Source organism: Mycobacterium seoulense (genome assembly GCF_010731595.1).
Lineage (GTDB): Bacteria > Actinomycetota > Actinomycetes > Mycobacteriales > Mycobacteriaceae > Mycobacterium > Mycobacterium seoulense.
This window is the reverse complement of the sequence record NZ_AP022582.1, coordinates 5,360,570-5,380,469: the sequence shown is the minus strand read 5'-3', so window position 1 is coordinate 5,380,469 and position 19,900 is coordinate 5,360,570. Positions and strand designations below refer to the sequence as shown.

Sequence of the window (19,900 nt, the reverse complement as noted above, 5' to 3'; positions counted from 1 at the left end):
TCAACAGAGTTCGTGATGACTACTTCGGTTGCCCCCCAACCGTTTAGCCTGATACATCGCCGCGTCGGCGGCGGTGATCAACTCGCCCAGAAGAGCTTGCGGTTCGACAGCGGTGTCGTCGAGGCGGGCGCAGGCCGTGCCGATGCTGGCGGTGACGCCCGCGGTCGAGGCCGCGATGGCCCGGCACATCCGCGCGGCCAACGACTCGGCGTTGCAGGCCGCCGAAGTGCCGGCCAACAGGAATTCCTCGCCGCCGCTTCGCGCCACCACCGCCTGGCCGTCGGCGGCAGCCAACAGCGCCTGGGCAACCTGGACCAGCGCATGGTCACCGGCGGCGTGGCCGCACCTGTCGTTGAGGGCCTTGAACCTGTCGAGGTCGATCAGCATGACCACGAGGTGGGAGTCGATGCCGCGGCGCGCCAGGATCATCCCCAGCGCCTCGTGCTGAAATGCGCGCCGGTTGAGCAGGCCCGTCAACGGATCGCGGTCCGCAGTCAGCAGGTCGCCCGACAGGGCGCGCACCAGGACCCGGATCGCCAACGGCAGGGCGATATTGACCTCGATCACCAGCCACAAATCCACGCCGGCGAGGTTGGGGTGCCCGGATCGCGCCAGCGACAAGGCCTCCCATGAGCCGACCGCGGCGGCCACCGCGAAGTTGTACAGCACCAATCCCGTCGTGTGGAAGAACGCCATGTAGGCGCCGAACGTCGCAAAAGCGATGCACCCGATCAGGGCGGCCAGCGGGTTCGGGTGCGCCAGACACGCCAGGGCCACTGCGGTGTTGCACGTGACGGCGAAGACGACGGACTGCCGGCGTGTGGGCCAGCGCCATATCCACAACAACACTCCGGCGACCCCGCCGGCGACGGCAAGCCACATCATCGCCACCGGGAGCTGCCCGCGGGGACCGTCCGAACCGGCCAGCAGCGCGAGAAGGCACAACACCATCGACGCGGCGATCGAGGCCATCACCGCCCGGGTGGCTCCGCTGAGGCGTCGCGACGCGAGGTAACCGGAGAGCCAGTCATACTGATCGGCGCGCCACCATGGGCTGAACAGCGCGGTCATCGTTGGCTCCCCTGCTGACCACTGGTCATCGACGCCGAGTGGCTAGCGGCATGGTACGACTCCCGCGCGGCCGTCGAAGCAGATTGCCGCCTCTGCGTGGGACGCCTGGCGAATTTGATAGCGCCGGCGATATCAAGTTCGGCAGTCGCCCATTGGGCGGAAAACCCCGTCACACTTTCGCGGCCCATCCCGTCTGACGGGTATGACATCAAAAACCCGCATCGAGCCCCTGCCCCCCGAGCGCGCCGGGCTGCTGACCCGCGCGATGTATCGGATCGCCAAGCGCCGCTACGGCCAGGTCCCCGAACCCTTCACCGTGACCGCCCACCACCGCAAGCTGCTGGTCGCCGGCGCGGTGCACGAGACGATGCTCGACCGGGCGTCGAAGGTCCTGCCGGCCAGCGTGCGTGAGCTGGCGGTGTTGTGGACCGCGCGCAGCATCGGCTGTTCGTGGTGCGTCGACTTCGGGACCATGCTGCAGCGTCTCGACGGCCTCGACATCGAGCGGCTCAAAGACATCGACAACTACGCCAGCTCACCGCTTTTCACCGATGACGAGCGCGCCGCGATCCGCTACGCCGACGCGATGACGACCGATCCGCACACCGTCACCGACGAACAGGTCGCCGACCTGCGGACCCGGTTCGGTGATGCCGGCGTGATCGAGCTGAGCTATCAGATCGGCGTGGAGAACATGCGGGCCCGGATGAACACCGCGCTGGGCATCACCGAACAGGGCTTCAACTCCGGTGACGCCTGTCGCGTTCCGTGGGCCGACGAAGTCGGCGCCGGATAGCGTCCCCCGATCGTCGGACGCCCAGATCGTCCGATACGGGGAAGGGCAAATCCCCCGCCGCGGGAGCCGAACGGCGGAAAGACATCGCCCGGCCCGAAGGGGATAGTCGTCGTGTGCCCGAAAGCGGACGCGACCTGACCGGGAGAACCGACATGGACCAACTGATTAGCCCAGCGCCGGATCGGCGGGCGCGGCAACGGCGGCTGGGTGTCGTGGACGGGCTGGGCCCCCAGGCCACCGCCCGGTTCTACGCGATGCTGTGCGAGCACCATCGGGCGCTGACGGGTGGTTCCAGTCCGGACGTGACGGTGCACACCATCACCGTGCAGCGGCACCTCGGTAGACCGGCCTCGACCGGCTTGTCCCGGCCCGGGCGCCCGGAGGGGTTGCCGCAGCTGGTGACCCGGACATCTCGATCGCTCGCCGGAGGCGGTGCCGACGTCATCGCCGTCGCATGCAACGCCACCACGATCGACCCCGCGGCGGGCGCACCGGCATGCATCGGAATGGTCGAGGCGACGGCTCGGACGCTGCAACGGCTCAACGTCCGCCGGGTTCGCCTTCTCGCGTCGAGCATCATGGTGTCCACGGCGGCGTACGAACGCGGTCTGGGCCAGGTAGGGGTCGCCGTCGTGGCACCGGCCCCACGCGATCAGGAGATCATCGACCGGTTCATCGAGTCGCTGCGACGGTCACGGATTCCCGTCCCCATCCCGGGAGAAGTCCTCCGGGCCATCACCGGGCTCGCCGACGACGTGGACGCGCTGCTCCTCGACTGCGCCGAGCTCTCCGGCGTCCTCGACGCCGAGATCGCGGGCAAACCCGTCATCGACAGCGTGCGCGCGCTCGTCGAGCACTCGTGTCGCGCTCTGCTGGATCCGGGCTCCGAGGTGGCCAAACCCCTTGCCGGAACAAGACCGTCCAGCCGCTGGTCGCTATCCGGTTGGCGGCCTTATCGACCGCAGCGGAGAGCCGGTGAACTTGTCCGGGTTGGCGATATCCCATAGGGCACAAACCTTTCCGTCGCGCACCGTGAGCGCGGTGATCCGCGGCAACATCTCCCGGTATCCCTCGGAAGCCGGACAGCCGGCCGTGTAGATGCCCAGTTCGCCGTTGACCAGCCCCAGTTGATACGAGGTGAACATCGCCGGCCCGTAGCGTTGCGCAAGGCCCAGCATGAACCGCACCACCTTGTCCGGGCCGTGGATGATCTGAACGGCCGTGGGCGCCTTGCCATTCGAATCGCCGCTGAAGGTGACGTCGGGATGCAGCAGCGAGACCACGGTATCCAGGTCGCCGGCGGCCATCGCGGCCATCAGCAGCCCCACCACCTCGTCGTGCGACGGGTCGGGCTTGGGCGGGGGTTCCGCCGCGACCGCCTTGCGGGCCCGCGACGCCAGCTGGCGGGCCGCGGCCTCGCTGGTGCCCAGCACGGCGGCGACTTCGGCGAAGGGCACCGCGAACCCGTCATGCAGCACGAAGGCGACCCGCTGATCCGGCGACAGGCGCTCCAGCACCACCATCGCCGCGAACCGGGCGTCCTCGCGGGCCACCACGGCCGACAGCGGATCCGCGCGGTCGAGGCCGGTCACCACCGGCTCCGGCAGCCAGTTGCCGGTGTAGGTCTCGCGCCGGTGCGCGGCCGAACGCAACTTGTCCAGGGCCAGCCGGCTCACCACGGTGGTGAGCCAGGCCCGCAGGTCGGTGATCTCGGCCTCTTGGCCGTCCCACCGCAGCCAGGCTTCCTGGACGAGGTCCTCGGCGTCGGCCACCGTGCCCGTGAGCCGGTAGGCGACCGCCATGAGGTGCGGCCGCAGGGCTTCGAATTGTGAGACCTGTTCGGTCCCGGTCATATCCCGAGCCTAGCCGGGCGGGGGTTACGCTCACCGTCGAGATGACAGAACACCTGTGGCTGCACTTCGCCCGGCACGGCGCCGGCATCACACCGCCGATCATCGTCCGCGGCGACGGCGTCACCATCTACGACGACCGCGGCAAGAGCTACCTCGACGCGCTGTCCGGGCTGTTCACCGTTCAGGTGGGCCACGGCCGCACCGAACTCGCCGAGGTCGCCGCGCGGCAGGCGAGCACGCTGGCGTACTTCCCGCTGTGGGGATACGCCCACCCGACCGCGATCGAGCTCGCCGGGCGCCTCGCGCGCTACGCCCCCGGCGACCTCAACCGGGTGTTCTTCACCACCGGCGGGACCGAGGCGGTCGAGACCGCGTGGAAACTGGCCAAGCAGTATTTCAAGCTGACCGGCAAACCCGGTAAGCACAAGGTGATTTCGCGCTCGATCGCCTACCACGGCACCACCCAGGGCGCCCTGGCCATCACCGGCCTGCCGGCGTACAAGGCGCCGTTCGAGCCGGTGACGCCGGGCGGCTTCCGGGTGCCCAACACGAACTTCTACCGCGCGCCCGAACCGTTTGCCAACGACCCCAAGGCCTTCGGGCAATGGGCCGCCGACCGGATCGCCGAGGCGATCGAGTTCGAGGGCCCGGCGACCGTCGCCGCGGTCTTCCTGGAACCGGTGCAGAACGCGGGCGGCGCCATTCCCCCTCCCCCGGGGTATTTCGAACGGGTGCGCCAGATCTGCGACGAATACGACGTGCTGCTGGTCTCCGACGAGGTGATCTGCGCCTTCGGCCGGATCGGGTCGATGTTCGCCTGCGACGACTTCGGCTACGTGCCCGACATGATCACCTGCGCCAAGGGCCTGACGTCGGGCTACTCGCCGCTGGGCGCGATGATCGCCAGCGAGCGATTGTTCGAACCGTTCAACGACGGCGCCACCGTTTTCCCGCACGGCTATACCTTTGGCGGACACCCGGTTTCGACGGCCGTGGCGCTTGCCAACCTCGACATCTTCGAGCGCGAGGGCCTCAACGACCGGGTCAAGCAGAACGCGTCCGCCTTCCGCGCGACGCTGGAGAAGCTGTATGACCTGCCCGTCGTCGGCGACGTCCGAGGCGAGGGCTACTTCTACGGCATCGAGCTGGTCAAGGACAAGGCCACCAAGGAAACGTTCAGCGCGCAGGAGTGCGAACGGGTGCTGCACGGCTACGTGTCGCCCGCCCTGTTCGAGGCGGGCCTGTACTGCCGCGCCGACGACCGCGGCGATCCCGTCGTCCAGGTGGCGCCGCCGCTGATCAGCGGTCAGGCCGAGTTCGACACCATCGAATCCATCCTGCGCACCGTGCTCCGCGAGGTGTAGTCGCTCCCGGCGAGCGCCGGCAAACATAACGATTAACTGAAATACAAGTCGCGCCCCGCCTTCGGAGGTGTACGTTCGCCGCGATGGGCGCTCTCAGCCGAACCCTTTAAAGGAGCCGCGGCAGGGTGAAGACCGGACCAGGGGCCGGACCGGCTGGCAAAGCGCCGTTTCTGCCGCGGATGATCACCCGCTTCGCGGTGCCGATCGTGCTGTTATGGCTGGGGCTCACCGCGGTCCTCAATCTCGCCGTCCCGCAGCTGGAAGTGGTCGGAAAAGCGCACTCGGTGTCGTTGAGCCCGAAAGACGCGGCCGCGGTTCAGGCGATCAAGCACATCGGTCAGGTGTTCGGTGAGTTTGATTCCAACACCGCGGTGACGATTGTGCTGGAAGCCGACAAGCCACTCGGCACCGATGCGCACCGGTTCTACACCGAGCTGATGCGCAAGCTTTCGGCGGACACCGAGCACATCGCGCACGTCCAGGACTTCTGGAGTGATCCGCTGACCGCGGGGGGATCGCAAAGCGCGGACGGCAGGGCCGCGTACGTCGTGGTGTACCTCGTCGGCAACAACGAAACGCAGGCGTACAACTCGGTTCACGCGGTCCGGCACGTCGTGAACAGCACGCCGGCGCCGCGCGGGGTCAAGGCATATGTCACCGGCCCGTACGCATTGATCGCCGACCAGACCGAGGCCGGCGACCAGAGCGTCGCCAAGGTCACCGTCATCACCACCTTGGTGATCGCGGTGATGCTGCTGTTCATCTACCGATCCGTCGTCACCATGGTTCTCGTCCTGGTCATGGTCGGGATCGACCTGGGGGCGATTCGCGGGGTCGTCGCATTCCTCGCCTACCACAACGTTTTCGGGCTTTCGACCTTCGCAACAAACTTGCTTACCCTCCTGGCCATCGCCGCCAGCACGGACTACGCGATCTTCATGCTCGGCCGTTACCACGAGGCGCGCTACGCGGGCGAAGACCGAAAAGCCGCGTTCTTCACCATGTTTCATGGCACCGCCCATGTGATTATGGGCTCGGGCTTGACCATCGCCGGCGCCATGTACTGCCTGAGCCTTGCCCGACTGCCGTACTTCAAGACGCTCGGCGCTCCCTGCGCCATCGGCATGCTGGTCGCGGTGCTTGCCGCCGTCACGCTCGGGCCGGCGGTGCTGACCGTCGCCGGCTTCTTCAAACTCTTGGACCCCAAACGAAGGCTGAACACTCGGCGGTGGCGCCGGGTGGGCACCGCAATCGTTCGCTGGCCCGGCCCGGTGCTCGCCGCAACGTGCGCGGTGGCGTCCATCGGCCTGCTGGCATTGCCCAATTACCAGACGACTTACGATCTGCGCGGATTCATGTCCCCTAACATGCCGTCCCTGGTCGGCGATGCGGCCGCGGGTCGGCACTTCTCGCAGGCCCGGCTCAACCCCGAGGTGCTGTTGATCGAATCCGACCACGACATGCGCAATCCGGTGGACATGCTGGTGCTGGACAAGGTCGCCAAGGCGGTCTTTCACAGCCCCGGGGTCGCACAGGTCAAAGCGATAACCAGGCCGCTGGGGACGCCCATCAAGCACACGTCGATCCCGTTCATCCTCAGCATGCAAAGCGTGATGAACGCCGAAAACATGCAATTCATGAATGGCCGGCTGGACGACATGCTGGTCCAGGAGCGCGCGATGGATGCATCGATCGAGGCGATGCAGCGCATGTATCAACTCATGGGCGAAATGGTCGACGACACCGTCGACATGGACCACCTCACCCACGACATGTCGAACATCACCGACACCATCAGGGATCACCTTGCGGACCTCTCGGATTTCCTCCGGCCCGTCGGCAGCTATTTCTACTGGGAAAGGCATTGCTACGACATCCCGGCGTGCTGGGCCATCCGGTCGGTATTCGACACTTTCGACAACATCGATCAGCTGAGTGAGAAGCTGCAATTTCTCGCCACGGATATGGACACCCTGACCACGCTTTTGCCGCAGATGCGCGCGCAGATGCTGCCAATGCTTTCGACGATGACGATCATGCGCGACATTCTGGTGGTCTGGCACGGCACCCTGGCGTCCTTCAACAAGGAGCAGGAGATGAACAGCAAAGACCCCGGCGAACTGGGCCGGGTCTTTGACGCCGCCCAGATCGATGACTCGTTCTACCTGCCCCAGTCGGCCTTCGACAGCCCCGGTTTCCAGCGGGTCCTGAGGATGTTCCTGTCCCCGGACGGCAAGGCGGCCCGCTTCATCATCTCCCTGGACGGAGACCCCGCCACGCCCGAGGGCATCTCGCGCGTCGAGCCCATCCAGCAGGCCGCGCGGGAGGCCATCAAGGGAACTCCGGTGCAGGGCGCCGCGATCTCGATGGGCGGCGTCGCCGCGACGTTCAAAGACCTCAAAGAGGGCGCCCTCTACGACCTGCTGATCGCCGTCGTGGCCGCGATCAGTCTCATCTTGATCATCATGATGATCGTCACCCGAAGCGTGATCGCCGCCGCCGTGATCGTCGGGACGGTGCTGGTTTCCTTGGGCTCCTCGTTCGGCCTGTCCGTGCTCGTCTGGCAGGACCTTCTCGGCATCGATCTGTACTGGCTGGTGTTGGCGATGTCGGTGATGCTGCTGTTGGCCGTGGGATCGGACTACAACCTGTTGCTGATCTCCCGCCTCAAAGAGGAGATCGGCGCCGGTTTGAACACGGGGATCATCCGGGCGATGGCCGGCACCGGCGGGGTGGTGACGGCCGCCGGCCTGGTCTTCGCCGTCACCATGTCCCTGTTCGTGTTCAGTGATCTGCGCATCATCGGCCAGATCGGCACCACCATCGGCCTGGGCCTGCTGTTCGACACGCTGATCGTGCGTTCGTTCATGACGCCGTCGATCGCCGCGCTGCTCGGCCGGTGGTTCTGGTGGCCGCAACGGGTGCGCCCGCGCCCGGCCAGTCAGATGCTTCGGCCTTACGCGGCCCGCCGTTTGGTCCGTGCCCTGTTGCTGACGCCCGCCGAGCAGCCGCCGCGGACGGCCCGGCGCTAGGCGGGCACCGCCGCACGCCGCGGCGGCGACGCGGGCGCGCCCAGTGCCGCGACGGCGGCGGCGACGGCCAGGATCAGGACGACGGCGACCGGCCAGATCGTGGAGTGGTTCTGTGCGATGCCGCCGAGGGCGCCTCCCAGTGCCGTGGTCTCGATGGCAAGCAGCGTCGAACAAAAGCCGATCAGCGTGCCGCGGTGGGGTTCGGCCGCGACCATGCCGACCCACGAGATCGCCGCGGCGAAGACCGCCAGGGCGGCCACCGTCGCCAGTAGGAACACGGTGCCGTAGGCCCACATGTGCGACCACTGGCCGCACGACTCGGCCGCGATGCAGAGCGCGCCGGCGGCGGCGCTGAGCAGGGCACTGCCCAGCAGCATGCCCCGCACCCCGAATAGCTGGTGGATCTTGCGCCACAGCGCGGACCCGATGACCAGTCCGGTGCTGGACAGGAACACCAGCACATGCAGAGTGCCGCTCTGGTGTGCGGTGCGCAGCGCGTAGAAGGTCGTGCCCAGGGTGAGCGGGGCGAACAACAGGCACGTGATCACATACCGGCGAAACCACGGCTGGGTGCGGGCGACTCCGAAGCCCTGCCTGCAGGTGTCACGGACGGACATCCGTGGCGTGATTGACGTGGACCGCGCCGGGCCGATGAACAGGGCCGCGAAGCCGGAGGCAGCCAGTCCGAATGCGCCGAGACACAGCAGATCGCGGTGCAACACCATCTTGTCGCCGGTGGCCAGCCCCGGCACGACGAACAGCGCGGCGATGGTGGCCACCACCGAAGCGATGGTCCCCTGGACCAGCAGCAGCTTCAACGCGGACAGCTTGCCGGAGGTCGTGTCGGGGCAGGCGATATTGGATACCGCGACGATGACTCCGCCCCCGGCGCTCGTCAGCAGAAATACCGCCGCCGCGAGCAGGCCGTTCCAGGCGATCAGCGCGTCACACAAGATCAGCGCGGCCGCGCTCGCCGCCATCGCCGCCAGCAGCAGGTGCCGCATCTGGCCGACTCGCCGCAGCACCGCAGGCGACACCGAATTTCCGACGATGGAGCCCAGGCCGTAGGCCGGAAACAGCAGCGCGGCCAGCCACGTGAGACCCAGGTGTGCGCAGATGAACGGCAGCACCACGGCGCCATTGCTGAACTGCATCCCGGCCGTGTAGAACGCGCCCTGGGAAGGCAGGCGCGGGAACGGGTTTGTCTGCGCCACGGCCCCTTCGACTGATACGGCCATGACACCGAGGCTATGGGCGCTGAACAGGCAAAACTATCCCCCGATCGGACACTGGCGGACGAATCGCGTGTCCCCCGATCGGTGGACCTCGGGGCTCAGTTGGTCGCGAGGATCCGATTCACCTCGTAGGCGGCCAACGACATCTCCCGGCCCCGCTGAGCGGTCGGCTCGTTCTCGAACCGCGTTACGGCGTTGCACAGCCAGGCGAGCGCGGAGCGCAGGTCGGCGTCGGGTGTGGCGTCACGATGCGCCTTCAACTCGGTCAACACCCGGTCGAGCCCCGAGCGGCGAACCTGCGTCGCCTTTTCGACCTGCTTGATCAGGTGTTTCAGCGGGCGCCGCTCGGGCGCGCCGCCACCATCGCGGGACCCCCGCAGCCGAGACCACAACCCACCGTTTGGAATAGCCGCCAGTGTAGGGGCTGGACGCGACCACCGCGCGCCGATCAAATCGCAACTTGCGCCCCACCAGTCACAGCGCGGCTCCCTCGGATCGGGCCCGCGATCGCCTAGTCTGCACAAGCAATGGACTTCTTACGTTCCGCATCATGCCTGGCAGCGGCCCTTTTCCTGACGGCCGCTCCGGTGGCATTCGCCGCGCCGATCGCGAGCGCCGAGCCCGGCGCCGAACCCAACGCCGCCCCCGCGAACTGCCCCTTCAAGGTGAACACCCCGCCCGCGGTGGATTCCTCGGAGGTTCCCCAGGCCGGCGACCCGCCGATACCGCTCGCGGTGCCCGCCAAGCCGGTCGGCGGCGATGCGCTGGGCGGCTGCGGCATCGTCGCCGCCCCCGATACGCCGGCGCTGCCGACCGACGTCTCCGCCGACGCGTGGTTGGTGGCGGACTTGGACAGCGGCGCGGTGATCGCGGCCAAGGACCCGCACGGCCGTCACCGCCCCGCCAGCATCATCAAGGTGCTCGTCGCGATGGCGTCCATCAACGCGCTGAACCTGAACAAGTCGGTTCCCGGAACGGCCGACGACGCGGCAGCCGAGGGCACCAAGGTCGGCGTCGAAGAGGGCGGCGTGTTCACCGTCAACCAACTGCTGCACGGCCTGCTGATGCACTCCGGCAACGACGCCGCGCATGCGCTGGCCATGCAACTCGGCGGCATGCAGCAGGCGGTGGAGAAGATCAACGTGCTGGCCGCCAAGCTCGGCGGCAAGGACACCCGGGTGGCGACGCCGTCCGGGCTGGACGGGCCCGGCATGAGCACGTCGGCCTACGACATCGGCCTGTTCTACCGCTACGCCTGGCAGAACCCGACTTTCGCCGACATCGTGGCGACGCGGACGTTCGACTTCCCCGGCCACGGCGACCACCCCGGCTACGAGCTGGAAAACGACAACCAGCTGCTCTACAAGTACCCGGGCGCCCTGGGCGGCAAGACCGGTTACACCGACGACGCCGGCCAAACCTTCGTCGGCGCGGCCAACCACAACGGGCGGCGCCTGATGGCGGTGCTGCTGCACGGGACGCGGCAGCCGATCGCCCCGTGGGAGCAGGCGGCGCACCTGCTGGACTACGGGTTCAGCACGCCGCAGGGCACGCAGATCGGCAATCTGATCGAGCCCGACCCATCGCTGGCCCCCGCCAAACGCGACAGCGCCGCCGATCGACAGGGCAACGGCGCTCAGGCCGCCGGCCTGCTGCCGTCGGCCGATGCGTTGCCGGTGCGGGTGGGCGTCGCCGTCATCGGCGCCCTCATCGTGTTCGCATTGATCATGGTGGCGAGGTCGATGAACCACCGCCCCCAACATCACCACCGTTGACCGCAGAAGTTTGCCGTGACACCGTCGTGCGGATGACTGAAGCCTTGTACGAGGACTCCGGCCTCCGGTTCGACGAAGACGGAATCACCATCCGGCGGTACTACTTCCCGTTGGCCAACCCGAAGCGGATCCGATACAGCCAGATCCGGGGCGTCAAGGCCGAGCAGATGACCTGGAACTCCGGCAAGGGCAGGATCTGGGGAGCGGGCGACCCCCGCTACTGGTTCCCACTGGACATCCGGCGTCCCCGCAAGCGAACGCTGCTGGTGCTCGAGCTCGGCCGCCGCGTGCGGCCGTGCATCAGCCCCGACGACCCCGATCGGGTCATCCAGCTGCTGCGGGAGCGGGTGACGAACACCTGACGGGTTCCCGGCGGTTCGGTCTACCGCCACCCCGGCCTTTTCGAAAAGGCCATATAACGATTAGCTGAAAACCCACGATGCTGCGCTCCCTCGCCGGTAGCGTCTACGTCGCTATCGCACGAGACAAGAAATTGCGACGCGGGGCAAAGCGCGAGGGTAAAAATGAATTCGGTTACCAGAGCCGTGAAGCGAATGTGGTTGCTGCTGGCCGTCATCGCCATTGCCGGTGTCGCGAGTTTCGGTATCTATCGTCTCCATAGCATGTTCGGCGTTCACGGACATCCCGTTGTCAGGGTCAAAGCCGATCTCGACGATCCATTGTTCGACCCGAAACGGGTCACCTATGAGGTCTTCGGCCCCGCCGCGACCGCAAGGATCGCCTATCTGGATCCCGACGCGCGCGTGCAACGTCTGGAAGACATTCCCCTGCCGTGGTCGGAAACGCTGACGACGACGCTGACATCGGTCACCGTCAACCTGTTGGCGCAAAGCAACGGCGGCGAGATCGGCTGCCGCATCAAGGTGAACGGCGCAACGAAGGACGAGCGGTCCGAGACCGGGCCGAAAGCGCTGACCTTCTGCCAGGTCAACGCCGGATGAGCGAAACAACCACCGCTCCGGCCTTTCGGCCCCCGCCTTTTCCACGGCAGATCCGCCGGTTTGCGGTGCCGATCGCCCTGTTGTGGCTGGGACTCACCGCCGTCCTCAATATCGCTATCCCGCAGCTGGAAACCGTCGGCAAAGCGCACTCGGTTTCCATGAGCCCCGCGGGCGGCGCTTCGATTCAGGCGCTCAAGCGCGTGGGCGAGGTGTTCGGCGAGTCCGGCTCCGACAACGTGGCCACGATAGTGCTGGAAGGCAGCAAGCCGCTCGGCGACGACGCCCACCGCTTCTATAACGAACTGTTGCAACGCCTTTCGGCCGACACCAAGCATGTCGCGCACATCCAGGACTTCTGGAGTGATCCCCTGACCGCGGGCGGATCGCAAAGCCCCGACGACAAGGCCGCCTACGTCGTGGTGTACCTCGCCGGCAAAAGCGAGACGGCGGCATACAATTCGGTCTACGCCGTGCGGCACATCGTGGACACCACGCCGGCGCCACGCGGGCTCAGGGCGTATGTGACCGGCATGACGGCGATGATCGCCGATCAGTCGGAGGCCGGCGACAAGAGCATCGCGCGGGTCACCCTGATCACCGGTGTGGTGATCGCGGCGATGTTGCTCTTCATCTACCGGTCCGTGGTCACCACGATCCTTGTCCTCGCCATGGTCGGTATCGAGCTGGGGGCGATTCGCGGGGTGGTCAGTCTTCTGGTTTCCCACAACGTTTTCGGCCTTTCGACCTTCGCGGTCAACCTGCTCACGCTGCTGGCCATCGCCGCCAGCACGGACTACGCGATCTTCATGCTCGGCCGCTACCACGAGGCGCGCTACGCGGGCAACGATCGAGAAGCCGCGTTCTTCGCCATGTTTCACGGGACCGCGCACGTGATCTTGGGCTCCGGGCTGACCATCGCCGGCGCCATGTACTGCCTCAGCTTCGCCCGGTTGCCGTACTTCAAGTCGCTCGGGCCGCCCTGCGCGGTGGGCATGTTGGTCGCGGTGCTGGCCGCGCTCACCCTCGGGCCGGCGGTGCTCACCGTCGCCAGCTTCTTCGGGTTCTTCGACCCCAGGCGCAGGATGGCCACCCGGCGGTGGCGCCGGGTGGGCACCGCAATCGTTCGCTGGCCCGGCCCGGTGCTCGCGGCGACCTGCGCGGTGGCGTTCATCGGGTTGCTGGCGCTGCCGAGCTACCGGACGACCTACGATCTGCGCGGGTTCATGCCGGCCAGCATGCCGTCCCTGGTCGGGGACAGGGCCGCCGGTCGCCACTTCTCGCAGGCGCTGCTGAACCCCGATGTGCTGTTGCTCGAGACCGATCACGATATGCGCACCCCGGTCGACATGCTGGTGCTCGACAAGGTCGCGAAATATATCTTTCACAGCCCCGGAATCGCTCAGGTGAAATCGATAACCCGTCCCCTGGGAACGTCGCTCAAACACACCTCGATCCCGTTCATCATGAGCATGCAGGGCGTCTCGAATGCGGAGAACATGCAATTCATGAAGGACCGGTTGGACGACATGGTGGTGCAGCAGCAGGCCATGACCGTGTCCATCGAAACCATGAAGCACATGTATGACCTGATGGGTCAGATCGTCGACAACACCGTCGACATGGACCACCTCACCCACGACATGTCGAACACCACCGACACCATCAGGGATCACCTCGCGGACCTCTCGGATTTCCTCCGGCCGATCGGCAGCTATTTCTACTGGGAAAGGCATTGCTACGACATCCCGGCGTGCTGGGCCATCCGGTCGGTGTTCGACACGTTCGACAACGTCGATCAGCTGAGCCAGAAGTTGGAGGGCCTGGTCAAGGATCTGGACGTCCTCACCCGGCTCCTGCCCGAGATGCGGGCGCAAATGCTGCCGATGATTTCGACGATGACGATCATGCGCGACATGCTGGTGGTCTGGCACGGCACCCTGTTGTCCTTCTACAAGGAGCAGGAGATGAACAGCAAAGACCCCGGCGCCATGGGCCGGGTCTTTGACGCCGCCCAGGTGGACGACTCGTTCTACCTGCCGCAGTCGGCCTTCGACAATCCCGATTTCCAGCGCGGCCTGAAGATGTTCCTGTCCCCGGATGGCAAGGCGGCCCGCTTCATCATCGGGATGGAGGGAGATCCGTCGACGACGCAGGGGATTTCTCGCGTCGAGCCGATTCAGCTGGCGGCCAAGGAGGCCATCAAGGGAACTCCTTTGCAGGGCGCTGAGATCTCGATGGGCGGCACCGCTTCGACGTACCGGGACATCCAAGAGGGCGCCGTGTACGACCTGTTGATCGCCGGGGTGGCGGCGATCAGTCTCATCTTGATCATCATGATGGTCGTCACCCGAAGCGTGATCGCCGCCGCCGTCATCGTCGGGACGGTCCTGCTGTCATTGGGCTCTTCCTTCGGCCTGTCCGTCCTGCTCTGGCAGGACATCCTCGGCATCGACCTGTACTGGCTGGTGTTGGCGATGTCGATGATCCTGCTGTTGGCCGTGGGATCGGACTACAACCTGTTGCTGATCTCCCGCCTCAAAGAGGAGATCGGCGCCGGCCTGAACACGGGAATCATCCGGGCGATGGCCGGCACCGGGGGTGTGGTGACCGCCGCCGGCCTGGTGTTCGCCGTCACCATGTCCCTGTTCGTGTTCAGCGATCTGCGCATCATCGGCCAGATCGGCACCACCATCGGCCTGGGCCTGCTGTTCGACACCCTGATCGTGCGTTCGTTCCTGACGCCGTCGATCGCCGCGCTGCTCGGCCGGTGGTTCTGGTGGCCGCAACGGGTGCGCCCACGCCCGGCCAGTCAGATGCTTCGGCCTTATGCGGCCCGCCGTCTGGTGCGTGCCCTGTTGCTGACGCCCGCCGACAAATCGCCGGAGACGGTGCGGCCCTAGGCGGCCTGCAGGCTCAGCGACGGCGACATCGCCGGCAGGGACCGGTCCGGGCTTGCGACGCGACACTTGACCGCCCGCCGCCGCTCCGGCGCGGGCGCGCCCAGCGCGGCAAGGGCCGCGGCGACAGTCAGGATCAGCAGGATGACGTCGGGCCAGACCGTGGTGTGGATCTGCGCGATCGCGCCGAGGGCGGCTCCCAGCACCGCGGATGCGACGTTGAACAGTGTCGTGGCGAAGCCGATCAGCGTCCCGCGGTGCTGTTCGGCGGCGAGGACGCTGATCCACGAGACCGCCGAGGGGAAGATGGCCTGGGCTCCCACCGTCGCCAGGAAGAACGCCGTGCCGTACGCCCACGCGTGGGACCACTGGCCGCTCGACTCCGCGGCGAGGCACAGCACGACGGCCGTGACGCTGAGCAGGGCGCTGCCGAAGAGCATGCCGCGCACCCCGAACACGCGGAACACCTTGCGCCACAGCGTCGAACCGGCAACCAGTCCGATGCTGGAAAGGACGATCAGCACGTGCAGGCTGCCGTGGTGGTGGGCGGCGCGCAGGGTGTAGAAGAAGGTGCCGAGGTTGACCGGAGCGAACAACAGGTACGTCAGCACGTACCGGCGGAACCACGGCTGGGACCTGGCGACCACGAAGCCCTGGCGGTAGGTGTCGCGCACCGACATCCGGGTGGCGACCGACGCGGACCGCATCGGGCCGACGAACAGCGCCGCGACGGCGGACGCGACCAGCCCCGCCGCGCCCAGCCACAGCAGGTCGCGGCGAAATGCCATTTCGTTGCCATGGGCCAGCATCGGCACCACCAGCAGCGTGACGCCGGTGGCCAGCACCGACCCGATGGCCCCCTGGACCAGCAACAGTTCGCCCCGCCGCGATGCCGACAGCTTGTTGGACACCATGTCCGGGTAGGCGACGCAGCCGATCCCGACGACGACCCCGCTGACCACGCAGGTCAGCAGGAACACGGCGGCGGTCAACCTGCCCGTCCAGGGAATCAAAGCGTCAAGCAGGACCATGGCCGCCGCCGTCGCCCCGATCGCCGCCAGCAACAGGTGGCGCATCCGGCCCGATCGCTGCAGGACCGCCGGCGAGATCGAGTTTCCCGTGATCGCGCCCATTCCGTACGCCGGAAAGATCAGGCCGGCCGCCCAGCTGATGCCCTGGTGCGTGCAGATGATGGGCAGGACGACGGCGCAATTGCTGAGTTGCATCCCCGCCGTGTAGAGCGTGCCCTGCGACAGCAGTCGCCCGAACGAGTTCCTCTGCGCCGAGGGGGGCATCACCGTGACGGACATAACAAATGAATTTAGATCCGGTGAAGAGTGGGAAACATCCGCCGATCGGCTACTGCGGGTGGAATTGCGGGTCCCCCGATTGGGGGACAAGTCCCCACTAAACTCACCCAGATGACCAACGACCGGCGGGGATTGCTGGTCGGGCTGACCGCCGCCAGCGTGGGCGTCATCTACGGCTACGACCTGTCCATCATCGCCGGCGCGCAGCTGTACGTCACCGAGGACTTCGGCCTCTCGACGCGGCAACAGGAGCTGCTGACGACGATGGTGGTGCTCGGGCAGATCGCCGGAGCACTCGGTGCGGGCGTGCTGGCCAACGCGATCGGCCGCAAGAAGTCGGTGGTGCTGCTTCTGGTCGCCTACGCGGCGTTCGCGCTGCTCGGCGCGCTCGCGGTGTCGCTACCGATGCTGTTGGCAGCCCGGTTCCTGCTGGGCTTGACCCTCGGGGTGGCCGTGGTGGTCGTCCCGGTATATGTGGCGGAGTCGGCCCCGACGGCGGTGCGCGGCTCGCTGCTGACGGCCTACCAACTGGCCATCGTCAGCGGACTCATCGTCGGCTATCTGACCGGCTACCTGCTGGCCGGCACCCACAGCTGGCGCTGGATGCTGGGACTGGCCACCGTGCCCGCAATGCTGTTGCTGCCCATGCTGGTTCGAGCGCCCGACACGGCACGGTGGTACGTCCTGAAGGGCCGGTACGACGAGGCCCGCCGAGCGCTGCTGCGCGTCGAGCCCACCGCCCGGGTCGACGAGGAGCTGGCCGAGATCGGCCACGCCCTGAGCGAAGGTAGCGGCGGCTGGTCGGAGATGCTGCGCCCCCCGTATTCGCGGGCCACCGCCTTCGTGATCACGCTCGGTTTCCTGATCCAGATCACCGGCATCAACGCGATCATCTACTACAGCCCACGGATATTCGCGGCCATGGGCTTCACGGGCAATTTCGCGTTGCTGGGCCTGCCCGCCCTGGTCCAGGTCGCCGGCCTCGCGGCCGTGGGCGCGTCGCTGCTGCTCGTCGACCGGGTGGGCCGGCGCCCAATCCTGTTGTCCGGCATCGCCATGATGGTCGCCGCCGACGTCGTGCTGATGGCCGTGTTCGGGCGGGGCCTCGGCGGCGCATTCCTCGGCTTCGCCGGCATACTGCTGTTCATCATCGGCTACACCATGGGGTTCGGCTCGCTGGGCTGGGTGTACGCCAGCGAGAGCTTCCCGTCCCGGCTACGGTCCATCGGGTCGAGCACGATGCTCACGTCGAACCTGGTGGCCAACGCGATCGTCGCCGCCGTGTTCCTCACCATGCTGCATTCCCTGGGGGGCGCGGGCACTTTCGCGGTGTTCGCGTCCCTGGCGGTGGTCGCGCTCGTCGTCGTCTACCGGTACGCGCCGGAGACCAAGGGACGCCAGCTGGAGGAGATCCGGCACTTCTGGGAAAACGGCGGCCGCTGGGATGGCCCGTGCCAGTGATCGCCGCGGGCACCATGGTGCTCGACGGGCAGGTCCGCCGGCCGGGCTGGCTGGAAACGGCCGGGGGGCGGATCCTGGCCTGCGGCGGGGGCGCTCCGCCCCGCCCGGTCGACGCCGACTTTCCCGACGGCACGGTGGTGCCCGGCTTCGTCGACATGCACGTGCACGGCGGCGGCGGGGCGTCCTACACCGACGCCGACGGGATCACCGCGGCGGCGGAATTCGGGCTGCGGCACGGCACCACGACGACGCTCGCCAGTTTGGTGACCGCCCCGCCCGCCGAGTTGCTCGCCGGGGTGCGCGCGCTCGCCGACGCAACCCGGCGAGGCGTCGTCGCGGGTGTCCACCTGGAGGGGCCGTGGCTGAGCCGGGCCCGCTGCGGCGCGCACGACCCCGCCCAGATGCGCGACCCGGACCCCGCCGAAATCGACGCCCTACTCGACGCGGGCGCCGGCACGATCCGGATGGTCACCCTGGCCCCCGAGCTGCCCGGGGCCGACGATGCGATCCGGCGTTTTCGTGACGCCGGAGTCGTTGTGGCGGTGGGGCATACGGACGCCACCTACGAGCAGACCGAGCACGCCGTCGCGCTGGGCGCCACGGTCGGCACCCACTTGTTCAACGCCATGCCGCCGCTGCATCATCGCGAGCCCGGGCCGGCGCTCGCCCTGCTGCGCCACCCTGGCGTCACCGTGGAGGTCATCGCCGACGGCGTGCACGTGCACCCGGCCGTCGTGCGCGCGGTGATCGAGGCCGCCGGGCCCGAGCGGGTCGCGATGATCACCGACGCCATCGCCGCGGCCGGCCGCGACGACGGGGCGTTTCGCCTCGGCGCGGTCACCGTCGACGTCGTGTCCGGTGTGGCGCGGGTGCGCGGGACGCCGACGATCGCGGGCAGCACCGCCACCATGGACCGCATCTTTCGCACCGTGCACGCCCAGGCGGGCCTGGCCGTCGCGGCGCAGACCACCTCGGCGACGCCGGCGCGGGCGCTGGGCCTCGAGCGGGTGGGCGGCCTGTGCACCGGGTACGACGCGAATCTCGTTGTGCTGGACGGCAATCTGCGGGTGGCCGCGGTCATGGTGGCCGGCCGCTGGCGGGGGGCGGCTAGCGCAGCCACCGGGTGACGCGGGACAGCGCCAGCGCCCCGAGCGCCCCCATCGCCATCGCGGTCAACGTCTGCCGCGTGCCGATCCCCTCGTCCAGTTGCACGCGGGGCGCGATGATCGCCGGCGCGGGAGGCGGGATGTGGCGGGTGCGTGGGCGACCGGATGCCGTCGCCGCCCACGCCGTGCAGAAGAGCACGAGATACGCGGTGATGTAGGCGAACACCATCAGACCCAGCACCGGGCCGAAGGTGGCGCCGGCGGGGCTGCGCAGCACCACCCGCAGATAGATCGAGCCGACCTGTTTGAACGCTTCGAACCCGATCGCCGCCATCAGCGCGGCCCGCGCCGAATCGGCCACGCTGACCTTCTCGCGTGGCAGCCGGGCGATCATCCAGGCGAACAACAACCACGACACCGCCGTCGAGATGACGATCGCCAGCAGCCCGAAGAGCCAGTCCAGCACCGAAAGCTCAGGCACCCCAAGCCATTTCAGCGCCGCGGCGAGGGGCGCATCATGGCTGAGGGTGGTGAGACCGACGGTGGCCATGGTCACCGCGAACGTCCCCATCAAGGCCAGCAGGTCGGAGAGCTTGTTGCGCGCAAAGCCCGGCGACTCGATGCGCTCGTCCCACCACATCTCCGTCAGCGCCTGGCGCAAGTGCGATATCCAGCCCAGGCCCGCCCACAGCGCGGTGGCCAGGCCGATGATGCCCACCGACGCCCGCGCGGCGATCGCCGAGTTGATCAAGTGCAGCAGCTGATCCCCCAGGGCGCCGGTCACCTGGGACCGGATGTGCTCGTCGATCGTTTTCAGCAGTTCCGGCCGGCGGACGAGGACGAACCCGAAGGCCGCGAAACCGACCATCAGCAAAGGGAATAGCGCGAAGATCGTGTAATAGGTGAGTGCGGCGGCGAAGAACCCGCCGTTGCGTTCGTCGAAGCGCTGGTAGGCGCGGATGACGTGGTCGAGCCACCGGTGCCGGTCCCGCAGCCGGTCGAGGATGCCCGCCTTGGCCGGCTCGCCCATGGTGTGAC

At 67.6% G+C, this 19,900-nt stretch carries 14 protein-coding genes and 2 pseudogenes; 10 read left to right on the top strand and 6 right to left on the bottom strand.

Features of this window, described 5'->3' with window-relative positions; all coding sequences use genetic code 11:
• Positions 1-1,071 carry a GGDEF domain-containing protein gene (locus G6N37_RS25085; RefSeq protein ID WP_163684145.1) on the bottom strand — a complete coding sequence of 357 codons (1,071 nt, stop codon included), beginning with the start codon at positions 1,069-1,071 and terminating at the stop codon, positions 1-3.
• 169 nt (positions 1,072-1,240) lie between these two features.
• Here G6N37_RS25085 and G6N37_RS25080 point away from each other — a divergent pair.
• Positions 1,241-1,867 (top strand): annotated as a pseudogene (locus G6N37_RS25080) (carboxymuconolactone decarboxylase family protein); the annotation flags it as partial.
• 152 nt (positions 1,868-2,019) lie between these two features.
• Positions 2,020-2,874, top strand: a complete 855-nt coding sequence (locus G6N37_RS25075) for an aspartate/glutamate racemase family protein (RefSeq protein WP_163684141.1) — start codon at positions 2,020-2,022, stop codon at positions 2,872-2,874.
• Here the strand turns inward: G6N37_RS25075 and G6N37_RS25070 are convergent.
• Positions 2,803-3,720 carry a sigma-70 family RNA polymerase sigma factor gene (locus tag G6N37_RS25070; protein WP_163684139.1) on the bottom strand — a complete coding sequence of 306 codons (918 nt, stop codon included), beginning with the start codon at positions 3,718-3,720 and terminating at the stop codon, positions 2,803-2,805. The two genes, G6N37_RS25075 and G6N37_RS25070, sit on opposite strands and share 72 nt — an antisense overlap.
• 41 nt (positions 3,721-3,761) lie before the next feature.
• On the opposite strand from G6N37_RS25070, the gene G6N37_RS25065 reads away from it, so the two are divergent.
• Both G6N37_RS25065 and G6N37_RS25060 read left to right on the top strand, forming a co-directional pair.
• Positions 3,762-5,084, top strand: coding sequence for an aspartate aminotransferase family protein (locus tag G6N37_RS25065; protein WP_163684137.1), 1,323 nt, complete (start codon positions 3,762-3,764; stop codon positions 5,082-5,084).
• Positions 5,085-5,263: 179 nt separating this feature from the next.
• On the top strand, positions 5,264-8,116 hold the full coding sequence (locus G6N37_RS25060; protein ID WP_163685489.1) for an MMPL/RND family transporter: 2,853 nt from the start codon (positions 5,264-5,266) through the stop codon (positions 8,114-8,116).
• Positions 8,117-8,148: 32 nt separating this feature from the next.
• Here the strand turns inward: G6N37_RS25060 and G6N37_RS25055 are convergent.
• A pseudogene (locus G6N37_RS25055) lies at positions 8,149-9,354 on the bottom strand (MFS transporter); the annotation flags it as partial.
• A 95-nt stretch (positions 9,355-9,449) separates the two neighbouring features.
• On the bottom strand, positions 9,450-9,686 hold the full coding sequence (locus G6N37_RS25050; protein WP_174813982.1) for a hypothetical protein: 237 nt from the start codon (positions 9,684-9,686) through the stop codon (positions 9,450-9,452).
• A gap of 192 nt (positions 9,687-9,878) precedes the next feature.
• Here G6N37_RS25050 and G6N37_RS25045 point away from each other — a divergent pair, with 192 nt between their 5' ends.
• From G6N37_RS25045 to G6N37_RS25030, 4 genes are all read left to right on the top strand, one after another.
• On the top strand, positions 9,879-11,126 hold the full coding sequence (locus G6N37_RS25045; protein WP_163684131.1) for a D-alanyl-D-alanine carboxypeptidase family protein: 1,248 nt from the start codon (positions 9,879-9,881) through the stop codon (positions 11,124-11,126).
• Positions 11,127-11,158: 32 nt separating this feature from the next.
• Positions 11,159-11,488 (top strand): PH domain-containing protein, encoded by a 330-nt coding sequence (locus tag G6N37_RS25040; RefSeq protein ID WP_163684129.1) that lies wholly within the window; start codon positions 11,159-11,161, stop codon positions 11,486-11,488.
• 162 nt (positions 11,489-11,650) lie between these two features.
• Complete coding sequence (locus tag G6N37_RS25035) at positions 11,651-12,088, top strand: MmpS family transport accessory protein (RefSeq protein ID WP_163684127.1); 438 nt, start codon at positions 11,651-11,653, stop codon at positions 12,086-12,088.
• Complete coding sequence (locus tag G6N37_RS25030) at positions 12,085-14,988, top strand: MMPL/RND family transporter (RefSeq protein ID WP_163684125.1); 2,904 nt, start codon at positions 12,085-12,087, stop codon at positions 14,986-14,988. Before G6N37_RS25035 ends, G6N37_RS25030 begins: the two co-directional genes overlap by 4 nt.
• Here the strand turns inward: G6N37_RS25030 and G6N37_RS25025 are convergent.
• On the bottom strand, positions 14,985-16,295 hold the full coding sequence (locus G6N37_RS25025; protein WP_163684123.1) for an MFS transporter: 1,311 nt from the start codon (positions 16,293-16,295) through the stop codon (positions 14,985-14,987). The two genes, G6N37_RS25030 and G6N37_RS25025, sit on opposite strands and share 4 nt — an antisense overlap.
• Positions 16,296-16,406: 111 nt before the next feature.
• On the opposite strand from G6N37_RS25025, the gene G6N37_RS25020 reads away from it, so the two are divergent.
• Both G6N37_RS25020 and nagA read left to right on the top strand, forming a co-directional pair.
• Positions 16,407-17,756, top strand: a complete 1,350-nt coding sequence (locus tag G6N37_RS25020; protein ID WP_163684121.1) for a sugar porter family MFS transporter — start codon at positions 16,407-16,409, stop codon at positions 17,754-17,756.
• Positions 17,747-18,883: an N-acetylglucosamine-6-phosphate deacetylase gene (gene nagA, locus G6N37_RS25015; RefSeq protein ID WP_163684119.1), complete on the top strand. Its 1,137-nt coding sequence runs from the start codon at positions 17,747-17,749 to the stop codon at positions 18,881-18,883. Before G6N37_RS25020 ends, nagA begins: the two co-directional genes overlap by 10 nt.
• Here the strand turns inward: nagA and yhjD are convergent.
• Positions 18,864-19,892, bottom strand: coding sequence for an inner membrane protein YhjD (gene yhjD / locus G6N37_RS25010; RefSeq protein WP_163684117.1), 1,029 nt, complete (start codon positions 19,890-19,892; stop codon positions 18,864-18,866). The genes nagA and yhjD overlap by 20 nt on opposite strands.
• Positions 19,893-19,900 lie beyond the last annotated feature (8 nt).

Bases quoted from the DNA above. Each gene is read 5' to 3' on its own strand.
- G6N37_RS25075 (WP_163684141.1), top strand. From the start codon at position 2,020: ATGGACCAACTGATTAGCCCAGCGCCGGATCGGCGGGCGCGGCAACGG.
- G6N37_RS25060 (WP_163685489.1), top strand. From the start codon at position 5,264: ATGATCACCCGCTTCGCGGTGCCGATCGTGCTGTTATGGCTGGGGCTC.
- G6N37_RS25025 (WP_163684123.1), bottom strand. From the start codon at position 16,295: ATGTCCGTCACGGTGATGCCCCCCTCGGCGCAGAGGAACTCGTTCGGG.
- yhjD (WP_163684117.1), bottom strand. From the start codon at position 19,892: ATGGGCGAGCCGGCCAAGGCGGGCATCCTCGACCGGCTGCGGGACCGG.
- G6N37_RS25085 (WP_163684145.1), bottom strand. From the start codon at position 1,071: ATGACCGCGCTGTTCAGCCCATGGTGGCGCGCCGATCAGTATGACTGG.
- G6N37_RS25035 (WP_163684127.1), top strand. From the start codon at position 11,651: ATGAATTCGGTTACCAGAGCCGTGAAGCGAATGTGGTTGCTGCTGGCC.
- G6N37_RS25065 (WP_163684137.1), top strand. From the start codon at position 3,762: ATGACAGAACACCTGTGGCTGCACTTCGCCCGGCACGGCGCCGGCATC.
- G6N37_RS25045 (WP_163684131.1), top strand. From the start codon at position 9,879: ATGGACTTCTTACGTTCCGCATCATGCCTGGCAGCGGCCCTTTTCCTG.
- G6N37_RS25040 (WP_163684129.1), top strand. From the start codon at position 11,159: ATGACTGAAGCCTTGTACGAGGACTCCGGCCTCCGGTTCGACGAAGAC.
- G6N37_RS25020 (WP_163684121.1), top strand. From the start codon at position 16,407: ATGACCAACGACCGGCGGGGATTGCTGGTCGGGCTGACCGCCGCCAGC.
- G6N37_RS25070 (WP_163684139.1), bottom strand. From the start codon at position 3,720: ATGACCGGGACCGAACAGGTCTCACAATTCGAAGCCCTGCGGCCGCAC.
- G6N37_RS25030 (WP_163684125.1), top strand. From the start codon at position 12,085: ATGAGCGAAACAACCACCGCTCCGGCCTTTCGGCCCCCGCCTTTTCCA.